The sequence below is a fragment of the Nonomuraea sp. NPDC001699 genome (genome assembly GCF_053596455.1).
The window spans coordinates 247,998-264,205 of the sequence record NZ_JBSFGF010000004.1; the positions used below are offsets into that span (position 1 = coordinate 247,998).

The window sequence follows — 16,208 nt, forward strand, 5'->3', positions numbered from 1 at the left end:
CTCACAGCGGGATCATGCCGGACCGGGCCGCGTACCAGGCGAGCTGCATGCGGCTGTCGGTCCCGGCCAGCTTCATCAGCCGCCGGATCCGGCGCTGGACGGTGCGCTCGCTGGTGCCGAGCCGGCTGGCGACCGTCTTGTCCGGCATCCCGGACAGCAGGTACGTCATCAGCGCGACATCGGTGTCGTCCCAAGCCGCGACCCCCTCGGTCACGCTCGTGGCGGTGAGCCGCAGCGGGGTCGCCGCCTGCCACACCCGTTCGAACAACTCCACCAGAAGATGGACCAGGGACTGCCCCCTGACCAGGAGGAAGCCCGGCTCCACGCTCGTCTGGTCGGGCAGGACGGGCAGGAGCACGACCTCCCGGTCCACGATGATCATCTTGCTGGGCAGCTCGACGGCGATCCTGATCTCGTAGCCGCCCTTCAGGAACCTGGCGATCTCGGCCGGGGCCCTGGGGTCGTCCAGCGCGGCGCGTTCGTACACGTAGCGGTAGGTGGCCAGGGCGCTGGTGGAGTCGTCGAGGTTGACGTCGAGCACGTACGGAGGCCGGAAGAAGGCCAGCACCTCCCGGCGGGCGCCGCGTTCCAGGTTGCCGAGCCAGGTGGCGAGCTGTTCCGGCGTGGTGAGCGCCTCGATCTCGCCCGCGGGCGAGGCCGCGCCCGTGCGGTACACCTCCACCAGCTCGGCCAGCCTGCCCTGCACCTGCTGCAACGCGGCTTGGCGCTCGGCGATCAGCGTGCCGAGGCCGACGTCGGGGGGCACGGCCATGTACAACCCGGTGTTGTCGCGGCTGGCCAGGCCGAGCGCGACGAGCCGCGTCACGGCCGCCGTCACGGCCGCCACCGGCAGGTCCAGCGCCTCGCCCACGTCGGGGATCGTCACCCGGCGGCGGCGCAGGAGCTCCAGATAGACGACCTCCTCCTCGTCGCTGAACCCCAGCCTATCCAGCATCTCTCATCACTTTCCGGCTGTCCGGCAGCATCACGGTCGCTCGTACGCGGGCGCGGCCAGCTCCCAGAGGCCGACCGGCCGCAGGGTGGCCGCGGCGGCGAGCAGCTGCTTCTCGTCCATGTCCTCGCCGGAGAGCCGCACGAGGGTGTTCCCATGGGCGGTGAACACGACGCTGCCGAAGTCATCTCTCAGGATCCAGAGGTCCGGCGCCGCCTGCACGCAGGTCTCGTCCTCGTGGCGATCCACTTCGTCAGCGCAGGCCTGCGCCGGGGGCATGGTCTCCGGCAGGACTTCGACCAGGAGGATGTCCGGGGCGCGCTCGTACCTGAGGGAGAGCTCCGGGCCGCGGACCTCCACCTCGTCCAGCCGGAAACCGGGCAGGTCGGGCACGACGTTCGAGGTGTCCCGGGCGGTCATGGCCTGCGACTGGGCGGCGAGTGCGATCACGTCCTGGTTCGACCACGCCGCCAGGAACAGGGACGCGGCCACGCCGACCGCCGAGACGCGCACAGGTGCGGCAACCGGCAGGGCGATGCCCGCTCCCAGCGCGTAGCCGCACGCCCCGGCGGCCATGCTGATCAGGCCGACGCGCCAGGCGCCGAAGCCGACCATGACGGAGACGGGGGCGGTCACGTTCAGGCCGGCGTACAGCGCGATGAGGGCGAACTGCCCCAGCAGCGAGGCGAGCCACCAGTTCCGCAACATGGCGTACCAGGACAGCAGCATGCCGAGCGGAAGGGTCGCGAACAGCATCAGCAGCAGGTTGCCCGCGGCGTCATCGGGGCCGTGGAAGGCGATGACCGCCTGTGCCAGGCCGACCACGGCCCCCACGAGCGCCGCACGGATCAACGCATTCATACTCGATCATGGACGTTCTGCGCCCACTGCTGTCAAGAGGGGGTGTCCGCCCGGTCCCGGCTGGAGAACCAGCGCCAGGACGGCGGCAGGAGCAGCAGGACGACGACGGGCAGCGGCCCGAGGACGGTCGCGAAGAGCACCCGTTCCAGGTCGAGGCCGGGGTCGAGCGCGTCCACCGCGACGGCCCCGCCGACCTGCAGCAGTTCCAGGGCGACGGCGGCCCAGAGCGTCCACGCCCTACGGGCGCCGAAGCGTTCCATCAGCCATCCGGTCAGCAGGAGGAACGTCACCTGCACCCCGAACAGCAGGAGCGGGCCGGGCGCGAAGGCGGGCAACACCGCTCCGACCAGGAAGACCAGCCTCACGAGGCCGAACGCCACCTGAAGCGTCATGACGAACCTGGCGGCCCGTACGACGAAGGGCATCGGCTCGATCCCGACCGTCTTCACCATGGGACAAATACTGACGGATCGGCCATCCAGCGGGACAGAGAAACCACGCGTGAATTCCACCTTTCGATCAGGAGACGATCGTCCCCCGCAGGGGCCCCCAATTGGACAGCGGCATGCGCGCAACGGATATTGGACGGGAATAGGAGGATCTATTACATGGATGCGCGTCTGGACCATCTCGTTCTCTGGGTCTCCGACCAGCTCGCCGCCCTGCGTTTCTACGAGCAGGTGGTGGGCCTGCCGGGGGTCCGGGGGGAGGAGTTCCGCGAAGGCAAGGCGGGGTTCCCGAGCGTACGGATCACCGATGAGACGATCATCGACCTGATGGCGCACGACGTGTCGAACGGCGTGGAGGAGGGCACGGGGGTGACGGGCAGCGCCGGGCACCAGATCAACCACTTCTGCCTGTCGGTGAGCCGGGAGGACTTCGACGCGCTGCAGGTCCGGCTGAAGGACCACGGGATCGAGGTCACCGGCAGAGGCTCCAACTCCTTCGGCGCCCAGGGCATCGCCCCCGAGACCATCTTCTTCCCCGACCCGGACCGCAACGTCATCGAGGTTCGTCACTACCGCTGAGCCGGCGAGGTTGTCGGTCGGGTTTGGTAGACAGACGGCATGGGTGTGAGCGTCGACGAGTTCCTTGATCTGGTGCGGGGGTTGCCGGAGGTGACCGAGCATCCCAGCGCGGAGTGGGTCGGTTTCAAGGTCAACGGCAAGGGCTTTGGCTACCTGTGGGAGAAGACCGAGACGGTCGGGGTCAAGGCCACGATCGAGGAGCAGCTCGCGCTGGTGGCCGAGCGGCCCGAGGTGTTCGAGGTGCAGTTCACCGCCGGGCGCTTCGGGTGGGTCGTCGTCCACCTCGACAAGATCGAGGCCGACGAGCTGTTCGAGCTGATGGCCGAGGCGTGGTGCCTGACCGCGCCCCGGCCGCTGGTCAGCGCGTTCGAGGAGGCGCACCAGATCGCCCCGTCATGAGCCGCAGGTAGTCTCGGGCAGCGTGACCCTCATCGACATCCGGCTGCGCGAATGGTGTGAGGACGACGCCCCGGTCGTGCTGCGTGCGTTCGAGACGCCCGATCTGCGCCGCCAGTCGCCTTTCCCCGTCGTCACGCTCAAGGACGCGATGGGCTGGATCACGTCCTGGACGGGCGTGGGGCACGCGTTCGCCGTGACCGTCGAGGGTGGCAGGGTGGTCGGGAACGTGGCGGTGGCCGGGATCGACGCCCACGACAACGGGTGGGTGTCCTACTGGGTCCTGCCCTCACACCGGGGGCTCGGGATCGCGACGGCGGCCACCGAGGAGCTGGCCCGTTGGGCGTTCGGCGAGCGCGGGCTCTTCCGGCTGGAGCTGGGGCACCGCACCGACAACCCGGCGTCGTGCCGGGTGGCGACCAAGGCGGGGTTCCTGGCCGAGGGCATCGAGCGCGGCAAGCTCTGCTACGAGGGCGTGCGCCACGACGTCGAGCGCCACGCCCGCCTCGCCACCGACTGACCCCGCCCCGCGGCGGGCCGGTGGCGGCGGAGCAGGGCGGCGGGCCGGGGTGATCGGCCGGCCTGGTCACGTGGTGGTGGGGTGAACTACCCTTTTCCGGGTGGACAGCGAGAGCCGGGCCGCGGCCGGGCTGCTGGCGGCCCTGAGCAGGGCGGCCGAGATCCTCGCCGACTTACGCCACCCCTTCGTGCGCGGCAACCCCTTCACCCGCTTCGTCCCACCCTCGGGCGTGCGCACCGGCACCGCGTTCACCCTGCCCGACGGCCGCGAGGTGCTCTTCGAGGTCTCCCTCACCGTCTCCGGCGACGCCTTCCACGTGGAGGGCGGGATCACCGCCGAGGGCGAGCCGCTGCTGGAGCTGCCGCGCCGGAGCCTGCCGAACGTGCACGACGCGCTCACCGTCCTGGACGACTACGCCGGCGACGTCGCCGCCCCCGCTGACCGCATGCTGGACGGACTTCTGGACGAAATTGTCTAATTGTCTGACAATGGAGGCATGAAGAACGGACCTCTCGCCGTCGTGGGCGCCTCCGCGCTCTGGGGCACCGCCGGCACCGCGGGGCTGCTCGTCTCGGTCGGGTCGGTCGGTTCGGTGGACTCGGTCGCGCTGGCCGCCGCCCGGCTGGTCATCGGCGGCACCGCGCTCGGCCTGCTGGCGAGGGCCGGCCTCAGGCGGGTGCTGCGGCCGGGGCTGCTGCTGGCCGCGCTGGCGGTGGCGGCGTACCAGTTGTGCTTCTTCGCGGCGGTCGCGCGGACCGGGGTGGCCATCGGCACGGTGGTCGCGATCGGCAGCGGGCCGGCGTTCACCGGCGTGCTGTCCTGGGTGCTGCACCGGCGGCGGCCGAGCGGGCGGTGGGCGCTGGCGACCGCGGCGGCGGTCTGCGGCTGCGCGGCGCTGATCGTCGGCGGCGGCGCGCAGGCGGGCGGGCGGCTGGTGTCGGGCGTGCTGTTCGCGCTGCTCGGCGGCCTGCTCTACGCCTTCTACGCGGTCTCCGCCGCCAGGGCCATCGAGCAGGGGGCCGAGTCGGACGCCGTGATGGGGGTGATGTTCGGCGGCGCCGCCGTGGTCATGCTGCCGGTGCTGCTGGTCGGCGGCGTCGGCTGGATGGGGGAGCCGCGCTCGCTGCTCGCCGTGCTCTACCTGGGCCTCGGGACGACCGCGCTGTCCTACGTCCTGTACGGGCGCGGCCTGCGTACCACGCCGGTCGCCACGGCCGCGACGCTGGCCCTGACCGAGCCGGCCGTCGCCGCGCTGCTGGGCCTGCTGGTACTGGGGGAGCGCCTGGCCCCGCTCTCGGTCGCCGGGCTGGTGCTGCTGGTGCTCGGCCTGGTGGCGGTGGCGGTGCCGGAACGCGGCAGGGAACGCGTCGCGGAAACGGCACTAGCATCACAGCCGTGATGTTGCCCCTCAAACCCGTCTCCACGGTCGGCGCGCTCGCCGACGCCCTGCGCAGCCGGGTGCTCTCCGGCGAGATCGCGGCGGGGACGTCGCTGCCCGAGCAGGAGATCGCCGCGTCGTACGGCGTGGCCAGGCCGACCGTGCGCGAGGCGCTGGCCGGTCTGGTGCACGAGGGACTGCTCAGGCGCGAGCGCAACCGCAGCGCCTATGTCCCGGAGGTGACGATCGCGGACCTCCAGGACCTCATGTACGTGCGCCGGCCCCTGGAGGACCTCATGGCCCGGGCCGTCGCCGGCCGCCGGGTCCCCGACGCCGAGGCCGCGCTGCTCAGATGGGAGGAGCTGCCCGCCGACGCGCCGTGGTCGGCGACCGTGGCCGAGCACATGGCCCTGCACGAGGCGCTGATCGAGGCGGCCGGCAGCAGGCGGCTCGTACGCCTCTACGCCGCGCTCGCCGCCGAGACCAGGCTCGGCATGGTCCGTCTGCGTGAGGTCTACCGCGACCGGGACGTCCTGGTCCGCGAGCATCGCGAACTGCTCGACGCCATCGCGGCGGGCCCGGCGGAGGCGGCACAGGCGGCCGTAGCGGCGCATCTCAGCCACAACTGGGGCAGTCCCGAGCGTTCCTGAACGGAAACGCCATGGCCGTCATTGAGCGCGAGCCCTTGCGGGACAAGCCCGGAACTCGCAAGAATCGCGGCCATGCACGGCAACCCGATGCCGGACTCCTACGTATATGTCACCGAAGAGGGCGTCACCCGTCACTACGCCGACGGCAGCGTCGAGGCCCTTGCGTGGGAGGACGTGGCGGAGGTCCGGGTCGCCACCGAATCCGGGGAAGACGTTCTCTTCATCCTGCTCGATCGTGAGGGCGAAGGCTGCGTGGTGCCGCGTTCCGCGACTGATGCCACCTTTCTCGCCCGTCTACGCTATTTGCCCGATTTCGATCTCGACCGGCTGAACCTGGCCGCCGATTCCGCGCGTGACGGGGTTGTGGTCGTGTGGCGCAGCCCTGATCCGCCGTCCGCATTGCCGGATCTGGAGTACGACTAGCGCGTTCGCTAGCCTGTTACCTGGCGAAATATCGCCATAAACATCACATTTCCTCGCCTGCGTGCTGCACTTTTGGACCGTTCCGTCAACCCCCGAAACCCCTAGATCGACGTCCGATTGTGGACATTTCCCGTTATTCCCCAGGTTGGAATCGATCTTTACTCTTTAGTGGGGGCCGCCGCCCTTGATAACGCATGGGTCATTGTCAACCTATGTGGCACAAGGAACGTCCTGTTATCGCGGTGAAAGCAGTTATCACAGGGTGGTGCTATGAGGGTGGGGACTGGGGAGTCCACTGCTGTGCTCCTCAAGGCCGCGCCACGCCTTGAGTCCAGCATCTGGACCCGGGCGTACCTGCGGCTCCTGTTAGGCGGAGACACGGCATGCGCGCTGCTCGCGTGCGTGTGCGTGCTGGGCGTACGCCTGGCCTCCGGCGTGTACGTGCCGATCGCCGAGTACGTGCTCGGGCTCGGCCTGCTCGTCGCGTGGCCGGCAGCGCTCAAGATGGGAGGCGCGTACCGCCAGCGCGCCAACGGCGAGGGCCCGGAGGAGTTCAAGGCCGTCTTCACCGGCGGGATCGGGCTGATGGCCACCACGGCCGTCCTGGCCTACGCCACGCAGACGGCCATCGCGCGCAGCTTCGTCATGGCGATGCTGCCGCTGGTGCTGATCGCCACGCTCTACTTCCGCTACCGCATGCGCAAGCGGCTGCATCGCAGGCGGGCGATCGGCGAGTACATGCGGCAGGTGATCGCGGTCGGGCACCGGGAGTCGATCCTCGACCTCGTCGTGCAGTTCCGCCGCCAGCCGCACCACGGCATGCAGGTCGTCGGGGCCTGCCTGCCGCACGACACGCTGGACGTCGACCTCGACGGCATCCCCGTGATGGGCTCCTTCGGCGACGTCGCCGAGGTCGTGGCCCACTCGCGGGCCGACGCGGTGGCCGTCCTGGCCTGTCCCGAACTGGACGGGGCGGCGCTGCGCCGGCTGGCCTGGAGCCTGGAGACGGCGCGTACGGACCTGTTCGTCGCGCCCGCGCTCATGGACGTCGCCGGCCCGCGCATCAGCATCAGGCCGGTGGCCGGGATGCCGCTGCTGCACGTGGAGCACCCGGAGTTCGACGGCACGCGGCAGTTCGCGAAGTCGGTCTTCGACCGCCTGGTGGCCGGCGCGGCCCTGCTGGTGCTCGCGCTGCCGCTGCTGGCGCTCGCCCTGGTGATCAGGGTGACCAGCCAGGGTCCCGCGCTGTTCCACCAGACCAGGGTGGGCAGGGGCGGCAGGGAGTTCCGGGTGGTGAAGTTCCGCACGATGGTGGTCGACGCGGAACGGCTCAAGCACCAGCTTCTCGAGGCGAACGAGTTCGACGGGGTGCTGTTCAAGATAAGGAACGATCCAAGGATCACCCGGGTGGGCGCCTTCCTGCGCCGTTACTCCCTGGACGAGCTGCCGCAGCTGCTCAATGTGATCCGTGGTGAGATGTCCCTCGTCGGCCCCCGTCCGCCGCTGCCGGAGGAGGTCGCCAGGTACGGCGCCGACGTGCGCCGCCGCCTGGTGGTCAAGCCAGGCATGACCGGCCTCTGGCAGGTCAGCGGCCGTTCCGACCTGACGTGGGAGGAGTCCGTACGGCTCGACCTGCGTTACGTGGAGAACTGGTCGCTCCTGCTCGACCTGCAGATCCTGTGGAAGACCTGGTCCGTCGTCACCCGTGGAGAAGGGGCTTACTAGCAGTGAAGGCACTCGTGCTCGCCGGGGGGTCGGGCACACGGCTCCGGCCCATCACGCACACCTCGGCCAAGCAGCTGGTCCCCGTCGCCAACAAGCCGGTCCTGTTCTACGGGCTGGAGGCCATCGCGGCGGCCGGGATCAGGGAGCTCGGCCTGGTGGTCGGGGACACGCAGGCGGAGATCGAGTCGGCCGTCGGGGACGGCTCGGCGTTCGGGCTGCAGGTGACCTACCTCCGCCAGGAGACGCCGCTCGGGCTGGCGCACGGCGTGCTGATCGCCCGCGAGTACCTGGGCGACGACGACTTCGTGATGTACCTGGGCGACAACTTCGTCGTCGGGGGCATCAACGACCTGGTGGACAGGTTCGCGAGGGAACGGCCCGCCGCGCAGATCATGCTGACCAGAGTCGGCGACCCCGGCCAGTTCGGGGTCGCCGAGCTGGACGCGGAGGGCCGCGTGGTCGGCCTGGAGGAGAAGCCGGCCAGCCCCAAGAGCGATCTGGCGCTGGTCGGCGTCTACCTGTTCAGCCCGGCGATCCACGCCGCCGTCGCCGAGCTCAAGCCGTCGTGGCGGGGCGAGCTGGAGATCACCGACGCGATCCAGTGGCTGATCGAGGCCGGGCTGCGCGTGGAGTCGTCGGTGATCTCGGGATACTGGAAGGACACCGGCAACGTCACCGACATGCTGGAGGTCAACCGGCTGGTCCTGGAGTCGGTCGAGCCCGGCGTGCGCGGGCGGGTCGACGAGGCCAGCGAGCTGATCGGCCGGGTCGTGGTCGAGCCGGACGCGGTGGTCGAGCGCTCCCGCGTGGTCGGCCCGGCGATCATCGGCCGGGGTGCGCGCATCCAGGACAGCTACGTCGGGCCGTTCACCTCGGTCGGCGCGTCGTGCGTGGTCACCGGCAGCGAGATCGAATACTCGATCCTGCTGCCTCGGGCGTCCATCGACGGCGTGGGCCGGATCGAGGCGTCCCTGATCGGCCACGACGTCGAGGTCACCCGAGCGCCCAACACGCCCAGAGCCCACCGTCTCGTGCTGGGCGATCACAGCAAGGTACAGATCACTACATGACAAGAATTCTGGTGACGGGCGGCGCGGGGTTCATCGGCTCCCACTTCGTCCGGGGGCTGCACGACGCGTACGTGACCGTCCTCGACAAGCTCACCTACGCCGGGAACCGCGCCAACCTCGAAGGCGTGCGCCACGAGTTCGTCCACGGCGACATCTGCGACGCGGAGTTGCTGCGCGAGGTCGTCCCGGGTCATGACCTGGTGGTGAACTTCGCCGCCGAGTCCCATGTCGACCGGTCGATCGAGGGCGCCGCCGCCGAGTTCATGCGGACCAACGTGCTCGGCACCCAGACGCTGCTCCAGGCGTGCCTGGAGGCGGGCACGCCGAAGGTCGTCCAGGTCTCGACGGACGAGGTCTACGGGTCGATCGACATCGGCTCCTGGGACGAGTCCGCGCCGGTGCGCCCGCGTTCGCCGTACGCGGCCAGCAAGGCGGGCGGCGACCTGATCGCCCGCTCGTACGCGATCACCTACGGCCTGGACGTGTCGATCACCCGCTGCGGCAACAACTACGGCCCCCGGCAGTACCCCGAGAAGCTGATCCCGCTGTTCGTCACGAACCTGCTGCGCGGCCGCCAGGTCCCGCTGTACGGCGACGGCGGCAACGTGCGCGACTGGATCCACGCCGAGGACCACTGCGCCGGAATCCGCCTGGTCGCCGAGAAGGGCGAGCCCGGAGAGGTCTACCACATCGCCGGCACCGCCGAGCTGACGAACAAGGAGCTGACCGGCCGCCTGCTCGAAGCCTGCGGCCGCGACTGGGACTCGGTGCGCTACGTCGAGGACCGCAAGGGCCACGACCGCAGGTACTCCCTGGACGACGCCAAGCTGCGCAAGCTCGGCTACCGCCCGGAGATCCCGTTCGACCAGGGGCTGAAGGACACCGTCCGCTGGTACGCCGACCACCGCGACTGGTGGCCCTCGTGACCGGAGGTCTGTCATGAGGTGGCTCGTCACGGGCGGCGGCGGCATGCTGGCCGCCGACGTGCTCGAACGGGCGGCGCGGACCGGCGATCCGGTGCTCGCGCTCGGCCGTTCCGAGCTCGACCTGTGCGACCGGCGCTCGGTCCGCGACTTCGTCACCGCCTACCGGCCCGGAGTGGTGGTCAACTGCGCCGCCTGGACCGCCGTGGACGACGCCGAGACCCACGAGGCCGAGGCGCTGGAGATCAACGGGCACGCGGTGGGCTGGCTGGCCGAGAGCTGCGCGCGGGCCGGGGCGCGGCTCGTGCACGTGTCCACCGACTACGTCTTCGACGGCACCGCGCCGGCGCCGTACCCGGAGGACGCGCCGACCGCGCCGGTGAACGCGTACGGCAGGACCAAGCTCGCCGGTGAGCGGGCGGCGCTGGAGCACGGGCACCACGTGGTGCGCAGCGCCTGGCTGTACGGCGCGGCCGGCCCCAACTTCGTGCGCACCATGATCAGGCTGGCGGCCGAGCGCGACACCGTGGACGTCGTCGACGACCAGCACGGCCAGCCGACGTGGACCGCCGACCTGGCCGACTACCTGGTACGGCTGGCACAGTCCGAGCTGCCGCCGGGCGTCTACCACGGCACCAGCTCCGGGGAGACGACATGGTGCGGCCTGGCCAAGGAGATCTTCACGCTGCTCGGCCTGGACCCGGAGCGGGTGCGCCCGGTGAGCTCGGCGGGCTTCCCCCGGCCGGCCCGGCGTCCGGCCAACAGCGTGCTCGCGCACACCAGGGGAGAGCCGATCCGGGACTGGGACCAGGCGCTGCGCGCGGCCTGGCCGGCGCTGACGCACGGGCGCCGGTGCGGCGTCGCGTAGGTGGCGCGGTGCTGTGGCTCATGGTGGCGGGCCTGGCGGGGTGGGCGGGGCTGCGGCTGTCCGGGTGGGAGCCGAAGTTCCTGTGGTCGCAGCTCGTGTCGTTCACGCCGTACGCGGCGGCGCTCTCGGTGGTGCCGCTGGGCTTCGCGTTCCACCTGCGCTCCTGGCCGCTGATCGCCGCCGCGCTCGCCGTGACGTGCGCGTTCGCGGTGGCCGTCGTGCCGCGCGCGGTGCCCGAGGGCAACCCGCCGGCCGCCGGGCCGGTGCTGCGGGTGATGGCGGTCAACCTGCTGCACTCCTCCGTGCTGCCGCCGGTGCTGGTGGAGACGGTCGAGCGCGAGCGGCCGGACGTGCTGAACCTGCTGGAGTTCACCGGCCTGATGCGGGAGCGGGTGGAGGAGCTGGGGCTGGCGCGGCTGCTGCCGTACCGGATCGTGCTGCCGGGGGAGGACTCGTCGGGGGCGGCGATCTACTCGCGTTACCCGCTGCGGGCGGCGGACCTGTCGATCGCGGCGCCGCCCTTCGAGGAGAGCCCGCGCCACCTGCCCGCCGTCGTCACGCTGCCGGGCGGGCGGGAGGCCGAGATCGTCGCGGTGCACGCGTGCGCGCCCTCGGAGGGCTGGCGTACGGCGTGCTGGGCGTCCAGCATCCGGGCGCTGCCGCCCGCCGCGGCGCCCCTGCGGATCCTGGCCGGGGACTTCAACTCCACCCTCGACCACGCGGTGCTGCGCGACCTGATCGCCACGGGCTACCGGGACGCCGCCGACGTCACCGGGAAGGGGCTCTCCATGACGTGGCCCTACTACGAGCAGCCGCGGCTGTTCCCGAAGGTGGCCATCGACCACGTGCTGGCCGACCGGCGGATCGCGATCCGGAGCTTCCAGACCCTGCGGGTGCCGAGGACCGACCACCGGGCGACGCTCACCGAGCTGGTCCTTCCTTGATGTGACGTTTCCGGAGCTGAGACCGATATGTCATGGACACCCAGGGGGACGGATGACGAGGTTGCCGGAGAGGAAGACGGTGTTCGGCACCGTGCTGGACGCCCTCACCATGAGCCAGGTGATCGACCGTTGCGTGGCGGCCGTCGCGGCGGACGGCAGGCTGACCATCGGCGTGGTGAACGCCGCCAAGGTCGTCAACATGCGCGCGGACGCCGCCCTGCGCCAGTCGGTGCTGGACAGCGACCTCGTGCTGGCCGACGGGCAGTCGGTGGTCTGGGCCGCGCGGGTGCTCGGCCACCGCCTCCCCGAGCGGGTGGCGGGCATCGACCTGTTCACCGAGCTGATGGCCGAGGGCGCCCGGCGCGGCTACCGGGCCTACTTCCTCGGCGCGACCGCCGAGGTGCTGGCCGGGGTGCTGGACGAGGTGCGCGCCCGCTACCCGGGCCTGGCCGTCGCCGGCTCCCGCGACGGCTACTTCGCGCCGGAGGAGTCGGGCGAGGTCGCCGCCGAGATCGCCGCCTCGCGGGCCGACCTGCTGTTCCTGGGCATCACCTCGCCGAAGAAGGAGATCTTCATCCGCGAGTGGGGGGAGCGCACCGGCGCGCGGATCATCCACGGCGTGGGCGGCTCGTTCGATGTGCTGGCCGGGCGCACCCGGAGGGCGCCGCTGCGCTGGCAGCGATTAGGGCTGGAATGGCTCTACCGCATGCTCCAGGAGCCGTTGCGGCTCGGGCCGCGCTACGTGCGCACCAACGGCAGATTCCTGCTCCTGGTGATCAGGGAGTGGGCCGGTGTCAGACGCAGGATCGAGGAGACGACGTGACGGATCACCGGATCGCTCTGCTGAGCTCCGGCCACCAGGACTTCGTGCGGGACATGCTGGACCTGTCGGTACGCGGCCTGCCCCCCGGATACCGCGACGGCGGCTTCGTCTTCACCCGCCGGGGCCGGCAGCAGGCCGACGGCACCTGGACGGCCGTGCCGGAGGGGCGCAGCACCCGCTACTCCGCGATCGTCGCGCTCGGCGTGGCCACCATGGAGGAGTCCAGGCAGCGGGCGGCGCTGGCCGGTGACGACGTCCTCGACCTGGTGGGGAACCTGGTCAAGCGGCTCCCCGAGGTGACCGGCGCCGGTGACGCCGCGCTGATCTGCTGGGCGGCGGCCGAGAGCGGGCACGCCGACCTCGACCAGGCCCTGAGCCGTCTCGCCGAGCTGGACGCGGGCGAGCAGATCTACACCGTCGAGGCGGCGTGGGTGCTGGCCGCCCTGGTCGCGGCCGGGGTGCGCGACGGCCGCGCCGAACGGGCCCGCGAGCGGCTGCTCGGCGGGCTGGCCGGCAACCGGCTCTACCCGCACGCGCTCGGCCGGGGCCCGCTGGTGCCCCGCTACCGCGCCCACGTGGGGTGCTTCGCCGACCAGGTCTACCCGCTCCAGGCGCTGGCCAGGCTGCACGCGGCCACCGGCGACGCCGAGGCGCTGCGGGCCGCCGAGCAGGTGGCCGCGGGCATCTGCCGGGCCCAGGGGCCGCGGGGCGAGTGGTGGTGGCACTACGACGCCCGTACCGGCTCGGTGGTCGAGGGGTATCCCGTCTACAGCGTCCACCAGCTCTCCATGGGGCCGATGGCGCTGCTGGACCTGGCTGACGCGGGTGGCACGGCGTACGTGGCGGAGATCTCCAAGGGGCTCGACTGGATGATCGAGCGGCCCTCGTTCGTGCTCGACGATCTGGCGCTGACCTGGCGCAAGGAGGCCAGGGACGACCCCCGCAAGCTGGTGCGCGGGCTGCGGGCGATGGCGACGGGCGTGCACAGGGGGTCGCGGCTCGGCGTGCTGGACCGGGTCTATCCGCCGGTCGCCGTGGACCGGGAGTGCCGGCCGTACGAGCTGGGGTGGCTGCTGTACGCGTGGCTGGCCAGTTGCGGACAAAGCGCGTGACTTGGCCCTGAATCGGTGCGATAGATCGATTCAGGGCTCGGGGGATATTTCCGTTTCAAGGGGGTTCCCGTGTTACGGCGGCTTCGCCATGCGCTCCTTTCCGTCCTGCTGATCACGACCGGGCTGGCCATCGTCGCGCCACCGCCCGCGCAGGCACTGCCGAGCAGCTTCCAGAGACAGGTGGTCTTCAGCGGGCTGACCAATCCGACCAACATCGAGTTCGCCTCCGACGGCCGGGTGTTCGTCGCCGAGAAGAGCGGCTTGATCAAGGTCTTCGACTCCCTCACCGACAGCACACCGGCGATCTACGCCGACCTGCGCACGCAGGTGCACAACTTCTGGGACCGCGGGCTCCTCGGCCTGGCCCTGCACCCGGACTTCCCGGCCGACCCGCGCATCTACGTGCTGTACTCCTACGACGCGGTGCCCGGCGGCAGCGCGCCGCGCTGGGGCACCGCGGGCGCGAGTGCCGACCCGTGCCCGACCCCGCCCGGCGCGACGGGTGACGGCTGCCTGATCACCGGGCGGTTGTCCGTGCTGACGCCCTCGGGCGGCTCGGTGGCCGAGACCCCGCTGATTACCGACTGGTGCCAGCAGCACCCCAGTCACTCCGTCGGCGACCTGGCGTTCGGCCCCGACGGCATGCTCTACGCCAGCGGCGGCGACGGCGCCAGCTTCAACTTCGCCGACTACGGCCAGGACAACCTGACCAGCTCCGACGTCACCCCGGACAACCCGTGCGGTGACCCGCCCTCGCCCGTCGGCACCGCGCTCAGCCCGCCGGCCGCCGAGGGCGGCGCGCTGCGCTCGCAGGACCTGCGCACCGGCGGCGACCCGGCGGGCCTCAACGGCAGCATCATCAGGATCGACCCCGACACCGGCGCCGCCGCCCCCGGCAACCCGAACGCGGGGAGCAGCGACCCCAACGCGGCCCGGATCATCGCCTACGGCCAGCGCAACCCGTTCCGCATCACCGTACGGCCCGGCACGAACGAGATCTGGGCGGGCGAGGTCGGCTGGAACACCTACGAGGAGATCAACCGCATCACCTCTCCGACCGGCCCGGTCAGCAACTTCGGCTGGCCCTGCTACGAGGGCCCGGCCCGGCAGGGCGGCTACGACAACCTGAACCTGACTCTCTGTGAGAACCTGTACGCGGCGGGCCCGGCGGCGGTGACGCAGCCGTACTTCGCCTGGAACCACGCCTCCAAGCCCGCCCCGAACGACCCGTGCCCGTCAGGCGGGTCGTCCTCCAGCGGCGTCGCGTTCTACGAGGGCGGCTCCTACCCGGCCGCCTACGACGGCGCGCTGTTCTTCTCCGACTTCAGCAGGTCGTGCGTCTGGGTCATGACCAAGGGCGCGAACGGCCTGCCCGACCCGGCGACGGTGACCACGTTCGACTCCGGCATGCCCGCCGTGGAGGTGCAGACCGGCCCCGGCGGCGACCTGTTCGCGGTCGACTACACCAACGGGCAGATCATCCGATACCTGTACAACAACATCCCGCCGACCGCCGTCATCGGCGCCAGCGCGACCTCGGGCAACGCGCCGCTCACGGTGAACTTCACCTCCGCCGGATCCGCCGACGCCGACGGCGACCCGCTCACCTTCCGCTGGGACCTGGACGGCGACGGCGACCACGACGACTCCACCTCGGCCACCCCCTCCTACACCTACGCGCAACCGGGCTCCTACGTGGTCAAGCTGCGGACCGACGACGGGCGAGGCGGCCAGGGGAACGCGACCGTCACGATCAACGTGAACAACACGGCCCCCACGGCGACGATCAACTCCCCGTCGCCCTCGCTGACGTGGGCCGTCGGTGACACGATCACGTTCTCCGGCACCGGCACCGACGCCCAGGACGGCACGATCCCCGGCTCGCGGATGCAGTGGAAGCTGATCATGCATCACTGCCCCGGCACCTGCCACGAGCACGAGATCACCACCTTCACCGGCACCGGTGGCTCCTTCGCTCCGCCGGACCACGAATACCCGTCGCACCTGGAACTCCGGTTGACCGTGACCGACGCGCACGGCCTGACCGACACCAAGAGCGTGCTGCTGCAGCCGAAGACGGTGAACCTGACCTTCCAGACCGTGCCCGCCGGGTTGCAACTCGGCTTCAACAGCGAGCAGACCGTCGCCCCCTTCACCAGGACGGTGATCGTCGGCTCCCACAACTCGGTCTCCGCGCCCTCACCGCAGAGCTCCGGCGGCTCCAGTTACACGCTCACCTCCTGGTCCGACGGCGGCGCGGCCACGCACAACGTCACGGCGCCGGCCGGCGCGGCGACCTACACCGCGACCTACCAGCAGTCCCAGGTGCCGGACGGCCTGGTGGCGGCGTACGGCATGGACGCGGGCGCCGGCACGGCGGTCGCCGACGCCTCGGGCAAGGGCAACAACGGCACGGCCGCGAACACGGCGTGGTCCCTGACCGGCAAGTACGGCCAGGCGTTGTCGTTCGACGGCACGTCGAGCTGGGTGACGGTGGCCGATTCGAGTTCGTTGCGTCTGACGAACGGGATGACG

Annotated in this window: 18 protein-coding genes; 15 read left to right on the top strand and 3 right to left on the bottom strand. The window is 71.1% G+C overall.

What is annotated here, in order from left to right:
• Nucleotide 1: 1 nt before the first annotated feature.
• From ACWCSU_RS14600 to ACWCSU_RS14610, 3 genes are read right to left on the bottom strand one after another with little or no spacing between them, the layout of a single operon-like run.
• Nucleotides 2-955 carry a helix-turn-helix domain-containing protein gene (locus ACWCSU_RS14600; protein ID WP_449935336.1) on the bottom strand — a complete coding sequence of 318 codons (954 nt, stop codon included), beginning with the start codon at nucleotides 953-955 and terminating at the stop codon, nucleotides 2-4.
• A 30-nt stretch (nucleotides 956-985) separates the two neighbouring features.
• Nucleotides 986-1,813, bottom strand: a complete 828-nt coding sequence (locus ACWCSU_RS14605; RefSeq protein WP_449935338.1) for a hypothetical protein — start codon at nucleotides 1,811-1,813, stop codon at nucleotides 986-988.
• 32 nt (nucleotides 1,814-1,845) lie between these two features.
• Nucleotides 1,846-2,265, bottom strand: coding sequence for a hypothetical protein (locus ACWCSU_RS14610; protein WP_449935340.1), 420 nt, complete (start codon nucleotides 2,263-2,265; stop codon nucleotides 1,846-1,848).
• A 156-nt stretch (nucleotides 2,266-2,421) separates the two neighbouring features.
• On the opposite strand from ACWCSU_RS14610, the gene ACWCSU_RS14615 reads away from it, so the two are divergent.
• The 15 genes from ACWCSU_RS14615 to ACWCSU_RS14685 form a co-directional block, all read left to right on the top strand.
• Nucleotides 2,422-2,841, top strand: a complete 420-nt coding sequence (locus tag ACWCSU_RS14615) for a VOC family protein (protein ID WP_357692333.1) — start codon at nucleotides 2,422-2,424, stop codon at nucleotides 2,839-2,841.
• Nucleotides 2,842-2,880: 39 nt separating this feature from the next.
• The gene (locus ACWCSU_RS14620; protein ID WP_357692331.1) at nucleotides 2,881-3,240 is read left to right on the top strand and encodes an MmcQ/YjbR family DNA-binding protein; all 360 of its coding nucleotides are present in this window, start codon (nucleotides 2,881-2,883) and stop codon (nucleotides 3,238-3,240) included.
• Between the two features lie 22 nt (nucleotides 3,241-3,262).
• Entirely contained in the window at nucleotides 3,263-3,757 is a 495-nt protein-coding gene (locus tag ACWCSU_RS14625) for a GNAT family N-acetyltransferase (RefSeq protein ID WP_449935341.1), read from the top strand.
• A gap of 100 nt (nucleotides 3,758-3,857) precedes the next feature.
• The gene (locus tag ACWCSU_RS14630) at nucleotides 3,858-4,235 is read left to right on the top strand and encodes a hypothetical protein (protein ID WP_357692327.1); all 378 of its coding nucleotides are present in this window, start codon (nucleotides 3,858-3,860) and stop codon (nucleotides 4,233-4,235) included.
• A gap of 18 nt (nucleotides 4,236-4,253) precedes the next feature.
• The gene (locus tag ACWCSU_RS14635; RefSeq protein ID WP_449935344.1) at nucleotides 4,254-5,156 is read left to right on the top strand and encodes a DMT family transporter; all 903 of its coding nucleotides are present in this window, start codon (nucleotides 4,254-4,256) and stop codon (nucleotides 5,154-5,156) included.
• On the top strand, nucleotides 5,156-5,785 hold the full coding sequence (locus tag ACWCSU_RS14640) for a GntR family transcriptional regulator (protein WP_449935778.1): 630 nt from the start codon (nucleotides 5,156-5,158) through the stop codon (nucleotides 5,783-5,785). The genes ACWCSU_RS14635 and ACWCSU_RS14640 overlap by 1 nt, the downstream gene beginning before the upstream one ends.
• Nucleotides 5,786-5,857: 72 nt before the next feature.
• Nucleotides 5,858-6,208, top strand: coding sequence for a hypothetical protein (locus ACWCSU_RS14645; protein ID WP_357692323.1), 351 nt, complete (start codon nucleotides 5,858-5,860; stop codon nucleotides 6,206-6,208).
• A 270-nt stretch (nucleotides 6,209-6,478) separates the two neighbouring features.
• Complete coding sequence (locus ACWCSU_RS14650) at nucleotides 6,479-7,933, top strand: sugar transferase (protein WP_449935347.1); 1,455 nt, start codon at nucleotides 6,479-6,481, stop codon at nucleotides 7,931-7,933.
• A gap of 2 nt (nucleotides 7,934-7,935) precedes the next feature.
• Nucleotides 7,936-9,003, top strand: a complete 1,068-nt coding sequence (locus ACWCSU_RS14655) for a glucose-1-phosphate thymidylyltransferase (protein WP_449935349.1) — start codon at nucleotides 7,936-7,938, stop codon at nucleotides 9,001-9,003.
• On the top strand, nucleotides 9,000-9,929 hold the full coding sequence (gene rfbB, locus ACWCSU_RS14660; protein ID WP_357692317.1) for a dTDP-glucose 4,6-dehydratase: 930 nt from the start codon (nucleotides 9,000-9,002) through the stop codon (nucleotides 9,927-9,929). Before ACWCSU_RS14655 ends, rfbB begins: the two co-directional genes overlap by 4 nt.
• A gap of 13 nt (nucleotides 9,930-9,942) precedes the next feature.
• Nucleotides 9,943-10,794: a dTDP-4-dehydrorhamnose reductase gene (gene rfbD / locus ACWCSU_RS14665; protein ID WP_357692315.1), complete on the top strand. Its 852-nt coding sequence runs from the start codon at nucleotides 9,943-9,945 to the stop codon at nucleotides 10,792-10,794.
• Between the two features lie 8 nt (nucleotides 10,795-10,802).
• On the top strand, nucleotides 10,803-11,738 hold the full coding sequence (locus ACWCSU_RS14670) for an endonuclease/exonuclease/phosphatase family protein (protein WP_449935353.1): 936 nt from the start codon (nucleotides 10,803-10,805) through the stop codon (nucleotides 11,736-11,738).
• A 52-nt stretch (nucleotides 11,739-11,790) separates the two neighbouring features.
• Complete coding sequence (locus ACWCSU_RS14675) at nucleotides 11,791-12,561, top strand: WecB/TagA/CpsF family glycosyltransferase (protein ID WP_357692311.1); 771 nt, start codon at nucleotides 11,791-11,793, stop codon at nucleotides 12,559-12,561.
• Nucleotides 12,558-13,673 (top strand): hypothetical protein, encoded by a 1,116-nt coding sequence (locus ACWCSU_RS14680; RefSeq protein ID WP_449935355.1) that lies wholly within the window; start codon nucleotides 12,558-12,560, stop codon nucleotides 13,671-13,673. Before ACWCSU_RS14675 ends, ACWCSU_RS14680 begins: the two co-directional genes overlap by 4 nt.
• A gap of 69 nt (nucleotides 13,674-13,742) precedes the next feature.
• A partial coding sequence (locus ACWCSU_RS14685; RefSeq protein ID WP_449935357.1) for a PQQ-dependent sugar dehydrogenase occupies nucleotides 13,743-16,208 on the top strand: 2,466 nt, incomplete at its 3' end.